At 65.9% G+C, this 6,421-nt stretch carries 6 protein-coding genes; 2 read left to right on the top strand and 4 right to left on the bottom strand.

Annotation, left to right across the window (positions count from 1 at the left end; genetic code table 11):
- Positions 1-262 precede the first annotated feature (262 nt).
- The gene (locus tag E7773_RS07695; RefSeq protein WP_293989994.1) at positions 263-2,143 is read left to right on the top strand and encodes an XrtA/PEP-CTERM system amidotransferase; all 1,881 of its coding nucleotides are present in this window, start codon (positions 263-265) and stop codon (positions 2,141-2,143) included.
- A 24-nt stretch (positions 2,144-2,167) separates the two neighbouring features.
- Positions 2,168-3,262: a 2OG-Fe(II) oxygenase gene (locus E7773_RS07690; protein WP_293989993.1), complete on the top strand. Its 1,095-nt coding sequence runs from the start codon at positions 2,168-2,170 to the stop codon at positions 3,260-3,262.
- A 106-nt stretch (positions 3,263-3,368) separates the two neighbouring features.
- On the opposite strand, the gene E7773_RS07685 is transcribed toward E7773_RS07690, so the two are convergent.
- The 4 genes from E7773_RS07685 to E7773_RS07670 form a co-directional block, all read right to left on the bottom strand.
- Positions 3,369-3,548, bottom strand: coding sequence for a hypothetical protein (locus E7773_RS07685; protein ID WP_293989992.1), 180 nt, complete (start codon positions 3,546-3,548; stop codon positions 3,369-3,371).
- Positions 3,541-3,978 (bottom strand): MAPEG family protein, encoded by a 438-nt coding sequence (locus E7773_RS07680; protein ID WP_293989991.1) that lies wholly within the window; start codon positions 3,976-3,978, stop codon positions 3,541-3,543. Before E7773_RS07680 ends, E7773_RS07685 begins: the two co-directional genes overlap by 8 nt.
- Positions 3,979-4,044: 66 nt before the next feature.
- Complete coding sequence (locus E7773_RS07675) at positions 4,045-5,124, bottom strand: deoxyhypusine synthase (protein WP_293989989.1); 1,080 nt, start codon at positions 5,122-5,124, stop codon at positions 4,045-4,047.
- A gap of 101 nt (positions 5,125-5,225) precedes the next feature.
- Complete coding sequence (locus E7773_RS07670) at positions 5,226-6,419, bottom strand: type III PLP-dependent enzyme (protein WP_293989987.1); 1,194 nt, start codon at positions 6,417-6,419, stop codon at positions 5,226-5,228.
- Between the last annotated feature and the right edge of the window lie 2 nt (positions 6,420-6,421).

Here is a 6,421-nt window from a genome sequence, read left to right as displayed (position 1 = left end):
CGCGTAGCCAAAGCTACGCGCAAGCAAGTGACGATGCGCAGGTAAACCGTCCCCCGGACGGTTTAGCCGTGTCCGGGGGACACGGCGACCTGCGCATCCAGCGGGCCTCTCCGGGCGACCGCTTCGCGGCGGGCCGATTTTGGCGTTGGGACGGCGTCGAGGCGTCGGTCACGATGCGCAGAGGCATCGTTCCCTCCTTGCTCCTTGCCCAACACCAAAATCGACTCCGTCACGACCCCACCCTAATTGAGTTTGGACCCTAATGTGCGGCATCGCCGGGGTTTTCCACCCCGGAACCCCCAAGCCGGTCGATCGCGCGCGCGTGCTCGCAATGGCCGACGCGCAGGCCCACCGTGGCCCCGACGGGGCAGGGGCGTGGACCGCGCCGGGGGTCGGGCTGGGGCACCGCCGGCTCGCGATCATCGATGTCGCGGGCAGTCCGCAACCGATGCAGGACGGCGATCTGACCGTCACGTACAACGGGGAGATCTACAATTTCGCCGAGGTGCGCGCCGAATTGCAGGCGATGGGCGCGCGGTTCGTCACCAATGGCGATACCGAAGTGCTGCTCCACGGCTGGCGGCAGTGGGGCCCGGCGATGCTCGACCGGCTCAACGGCATGTTCGCGTTCGCGCTGCACGATGGTGCGCGGCAGTGCCTGTTTCTCGCGCGCGACCGGCTGGGGGTGAAGCCGCTTCACTATGTCGAACTGAGCGACGGGTCGGTGGCGTTCGCGTCGGAGCTGAAGGGGCTGCTCGCGCATCCGTTGCTCCGCCGTTCGCCCGATATCGCCGCGATCGATGACTTCATGGGGCTCGGCTACGTCCCCGACGACGCCTGTATCGTCGCTGGCGTGAAGAAGCTCCCGGCTGCACATTTCCTGCTGCTCGAGCGCGGGCGGCTGGTGCCGGCGCCGCAACGCTGGTGGGATATGGACTTCACCCGACGCGCGAGTGGATCCGTGCGCGATCTCGAAGCCGAATTAGTGGATCGGATGCGCGCGGCGGTGAAGCTGCGGATGGTGTCAGACGTGCCGCTCGGCGCGTTTCTGTCGGGCGGGGTGGACAGCTCGGCGGTCGTCGCGTTGATGGCGGAACTGTCGAAGGGCGCGGTCAAGACCTGCACGATCGGCTTCCAGGAGGCTGGGCACGACGAGCGCGCCTATGCCGACGAAATCGCGCGGCGTTATCACGCCGATCACCGCGAGCGCGTGGTCGCAGCGGACGATTTCGCGCTGCTCGACCGGCTGACCGCGTCGTTTGACGAGCCTTTCGCCGATGCCTCCGCGCTCGCGACCTTCCGGGTCTGCGAACTCGCGCGCGAGCAAGTGACGGTGGCGCTGTCGGGCGATGGCGCGGACGAAGCGTTCGCTGGGTACCGCCGCTACAAATTCCAGGCCGCCGAGGAACGGGTGCGGGCGCTGTTGCCGCGCGGCTTGTCATCTACCGTGTTCGGCACGCTCGGGCGGCTCTATCCGAAAGCCGATTGGGCGCCGCGGCCGCTCCGCGCCAAGACGACGTTGCTCGCGCTCGCCGATGATGGTGCGACCGCCTATGCCCGGTCGGTCGGCGTCACCACGCCGGCGTTGCGCGAAAAGCTCTTCACCGTTGCCGCATGGGGCCAACTCGGCGGACACCGCGCCGAGGATCGCTACATCGCGACGATGCGCGATGCTCCGGCGCGCGACGCGCTCGACCGCGCGCAATATGCCGACATTCGGCACTGGCTGACCGGCGACATCCTGACCAAGGTCGACCGCACCAGCATGGCGGTCAGCCTGGAAGCGCGCGAGCCGCTGCTCGACTACAAGCTGATGGAATTCGCCGCGACCTTGCCCGTGTCGATGCGGCTCAAGGGCGGGCAGGGCAAGTGGCTGATGAAGAAGGCGATGGAACGCTACCTCCCGCAAGACATCCTCTACCGGCCCAAGATGGGGTTCGTGACCCCGATCAGCGCGTGGTTTCGCGGGAGTCTGTCCGACGAGGCGGCGAGCCTCGCGCACTCGCCGCGATTGCTGCAATGGTTCGACGGCCCCGCGATCGAGAAGATCGCCGCCGACCACAGAGCGGGCCGCGCCGAGCATGGCCGGACGTTGTGGCAACTCATCACACTCGACCGAAGCCTGGCGCGGCTGTTCGCCTGACGCCGGCAAGGGTATGCCCACGCCATGAGCGACAACAGATTCGTCCCCGGCGAGGCGGTGCCGTTTTTTCACGCCAAGGCGCTCGACGGCAATCAGCGGTTCGCGTTCCACACAGCGGCCGGGCGGCCGATCATGATGCTGTTTCTCGGCAGTGGGTCATCCGACGCGACGAGCGCCGCGCTGGCGACGCTGGCCGCCAACCGCGACCTGTTCGATGACGAGCGCGCCAGCCTGTTCGGCGTGAGTATCGACCCCGACGACGTCAGCGAACGGAGGATCGGGCAGCAATTGCCGGGCATCCGCTGGTTCGTCGACGATGATCGCGCGGTCTCCACCGCGTATCACGCGCTCCGGGAAGGCGAAGCGGACACCGGCTATCGCCCGCACTGGCTCGTGCTCGACCGTGCGTTGCGCGTCGTCGGCGGTTTCCCGATCGACCAAGGCGAGGCCGCGATGGCGGCGTTGCGCGGCATCGTCGCGTCGCGCGAAGAGGCCGATCACGCGCCGGTGCTGATCGTGCCGCGCATCTTCGAGCCCGACTTCTGCCGCAGGCTGATCGATTCGTATGACAGGCATGGCGGCCGGGAATCGGGGTTCATGCGCGACGTGAACGGCGTGACGGTCGAGCAGTTCGACAATAACCACAAGCGGCGCTCGGATCATCTCGTCGAGGATCCCGACCTACAGCGCGCGATCCACGCCCGGATCGCCCGCTTGCTCGCGCCCGCGATCAAGCGCGCGTTCCAGTTCGAGGTGACGCGGATCGAACGCTTGCTCGTCGCATGCTACGACAGTGCCGACGGCGGCGGGCATTTTCGCGCGCACCGCGACAACACGACGAGCGGTACCGCGCATCGCCGCTTCGCCTGCACGATCAACCTGAACGCCGACGAATACGAAGGCGGCGACCTGTGCTTCCCCGAATTCGGCCAGCGCACCTATCGCGCGCCGACCGGTGGGGCGGCGGTCTTCTCCTGCTCGCTGCTCCATGAAGCGCGCCCGGTCACCAAGGGCAAGCGCTACGCATTTCTGCCGTTCTTCTACGACGAAGCGGCGGCGCGACTGCGCGAGGCGAACCTCACGAAAGTCGCGCCGGAGTTGCAACACTACCGCGCCTGAAGGCCAATAGGCGCGGAGTGAATCCGCGCCGTCGGTCGGCGCTGCGCACCGCCGGCCGGGCTCGGCGCCGGGCGCGGAATAACGGGGCTATTCCGCTACGCCGAGCCTAATGCAGCTTCGCGATCGACAGCCCGTCTTCCTTCGCGCGCGCCTTCACCGATTCCTCGCTGCGAGTCAGCGCCTTGGCGATCGCCTTCAGCGCCATGCCCTTTTTGGCGAGCGTGTGGAGCTTCTGGATCTCGTCCTGCCGCCACGGCTGGCGATGGCGTTCGAACTTTTCAGCCATGCCAGTGGAACACCGCCATCGCCGCGTGGAGCGTCAGCGCGACGAGGCACAGCGTTCCCAGCGCGAAGAGCGTGAAGCGGATCGATACCTTGTTGACCGTCGCCTGCCACAGGCTGTGGACGACGCGGATCGCCACGTACGCCCAGGCGATCCAGGCGTTCATGCCGTCGCCGGTCCCGGCCAGCGCGATCACCAGGCAGACCGCGTAGAACAGCGTCGGTTGTTCGTGCAGATGGTTGTAGTTGTGCGCTTTCCATTGCGTGTTCGCGGGCAGTATGCCGTCGGCGTCGGCACCCTTGCCGCCGGTCAATTTGGTAATGTCGATCCCCGCCGCCCTCATCGCGGGCAAGCGCGTGACGACCAGCCAGACGAGCATGACGAGCGTCCACGCGATCAGGACGACCACCGGCTTCAGGATTTCGCTGTGCATGAAAAAGCCTCCCCCGAGATTTACGTCGGGGAAGGCTGCCTCAGTCGGTTCGCTATCGCAACTAGTTTAGGCGAAGAGCTTGGCCCAACCGCGCTTGGCACGGTCCTTCCAGTGGCCGCGATGATAGGCGTCGCTGGCGAGCAGCGGCATCACCGATCCGGCTTCGGCGAACACCATCTGCTCGATGCCCGTATTGACCTTGCCCCAGCTCGCTGCCTCTTGCAGCGTCGAGGACGAGCACGCCCCGTCGCGCACGTCGGCGACGGTGATCTGCACCGCATATTTGTGCACCTCGACGTCCTCGTGGCCGAGGATTTCGGCGCAGACGACGGTGTCCTGGATGAAGTTCTTGGGTACGCCGCCGCCGATCATCAGCAGGCCCGTGGTACCCGCCTGAATCTTGATCTCGGTGAGCTCGCGGAAATCGGCGATCGCGTCGAGCACCATATAGGGCTTGCCTTCCTTGGCGCGGTCAACCTGGTGCTTGACGAGGCCGAAGCCGGCCGACGAGTCGACGAATGCCGGGCAGAAGATCGGCACGTCATGCTCGTAGGCGAGCTTGACCAGGCTATTTTCCTTCTTGCCGTGCTCCGCCAGATACTTGCCCATCTCGCGGATAAACGCGCGGCTCGAATAGGGCTTGGGCTCCAGGCTGTTGGCGATCTCACCGATCGTGTGGTCGCAGTCCTGCAGCTGCTCTTCATCGATATAGGTATCGTAGATGCGGTCGATGTACAGCGAGCGGAGCGTGTCATCGTCGGGGATTTCAAGTGCTTGATAGTGCTTGTGGCCAAGCCCTTCGAAGAAATCCATGTCGACGATCGTGGCGCCGGTCGCGACCACGACGTCGACCATGTTGTTGCGCACCAGCTCGGCATAGAGGTCCATGCACCCGCCCGCGCTGGTCGACCCGGCGATCACCAGGCACACCGTGCAATCCTTGTCGGCGAGCATGTCGTTGTAGATCCTGGTCGCGCGGCCGAGGTCGCGGCTGGTGAAGCTCATGTCGGCCATCGCGTCGACGATCGGGCGCGCGTCGAAGCTTTTGATGTCGATGTGCTTGACCGTCTTGGCCAGCAATTCCGCCTTGCGGTTGGTGGTGTCCACCGGCTGCGCCGCGGCGGTCTTTACCAAGGTATCGCTCATGGGTTGCTCCCATTCTTGTGCCGCCGTCATTCGTGGGGACGCGGAAAACCCGTTGGGGCGGCGCACCACGGCGCGCCGCCCAATTCGCTAGAGATAAGCCGTTACAGCGTTACGACGTTCGACGCGACCTCGCGCTCCTCGCTCGTGTAGAGCGACGCCATCGGCTCGTCCGCGACGATCACCGTTTCGTCCGATCCGAACCCGTTGAACGCGGTGCGCATCGCGGTGCCGTACGCACCGAGCATCCCGATTTCGAGATAGTCGCCCGCCTGCACGTCCGCCGGCAGCATGAACGGCCCGGTCATGTGATCGAGATCATCGCAGGTCGGGCCGTAGAACGAGAATGGCATGTCCTTCGCGCGGCTGTCGGGCTCGCGCAGCAGCGTGACCGGAAAACGCCAGCTGATATGCGCGGCGTCGAACAACGCGCCGTACGCACCGTCGTTGATGAACAATTCGTCGCCACGGCGCTTCTCGACGCGGACGATGATCGAGCTGTATTCGGCGCACAAAGCGCGGCCGGGCTCGCACCACAGTTCGGACGAATAGCTGACCGGCAGCGATTCGAACGCGCGGTGGATCGTGTCGAAATACGCCTCGAGCGGGGGCGGCTCCATCCCCGGATAAGTCGAGGGGAAGCCGCCACCGACGTCGATCACGTCGACCGTCACCGCGGCACTGACGATCGCGGCGCGCACGCGTTCCATCGCCTGGCCATAGGCGTCGGGCGTCATCGCCTGGCTGCCGACATGAAAGCAGATGCCGAGCGCGTCCGCCGCCTGGCGAGTCGCCATGAGCAGGTCGCCAACTTCTTCGGGGCCGGCGCCGAACTTCGACGCGAGGCTGAGCTTCGAATGCTCCGACGACACGCGCAGCCGCACGCACAGCGTCAGGTCGGTTGCGGCGACGCCGTTCTTGGCCGTCGCGCGCACGATCTTGTCGAGCTCGTCCATCGAATCGAGGCTGAACGTGCGGCAGCCATGCTCGAAATAGGCCTGCGCGATCGCTTCCTCGGCCTTGACCGGGTGCATGAAGCACAAAGTCGCCTGCGGCAGCGTGTGTGCGACCAGCCGCACCTCGTTGAGCGAGGCGACGTCGTAATGCGTGATCCCGCTGTCCCACAGGATCTGCAGGAGTTCGGGCGACGGATTGGCCTTCACCGCATACATCGACCGGCCCGGAAACTTCTCCACGAAGAATCGGGCGGCGCGGGCGGCCGCATGCGGACGAATGAGCGTGACCGGGGCCACCGGTCGGGAGGCAGCTAGCCCCAGCGCGTTATGATGCTGATGCAATT

The organism is Sphingomonas sp. (assembly GCF_004799495.1).
GTDB lineage: Bacteria > Pseudomonadota > Alphaproteobacteria > Sphingomonadales > Sphingomonadaceae > Sphingomonas.
Note: the sequence above shows the minus strand (reverse complement) of the source record. Positions and strands in the feature narration are given on the sequence as shown.

Coding starts and splice junctions, on each gene's coding strand:
- E7773_RS07695 (WP_293989994.1), top strand. CDS start 263: ATGTGCGGCATCGCCGGGGTTTTCCACCCCGGAACCCCCAAGCCGGTC.
- E7773_RS07690 (WP_293989993.1), top strand. CDS start 2,168: ATGAGCGACAACAGATTCGTCCCCGGCGAGGCGGTGCCGTTTTTTCAC.
- E7773_RS07685 (WP_293989992.1), bottom strand. CDS start 3,548: ATGGCTGAAAAGTTCGAACGCCATCGCCAGCCGTGGCGGCAGGACGAG.
- E7773_RS07680 (WP_293989991.1), bottom strand. CDS start 3,978: ATGCACAGCGAAATCCTGAAGCCGGTGGTCGTCCTGATCGCGTGGACG.
- E7773_RS07675 (WP_293989989.1), bottom strand. CDS start 5,124: ATGAGCGATACCTTGGTAAAGACCGCCGCGGCGCAGCCGGTGGACACC.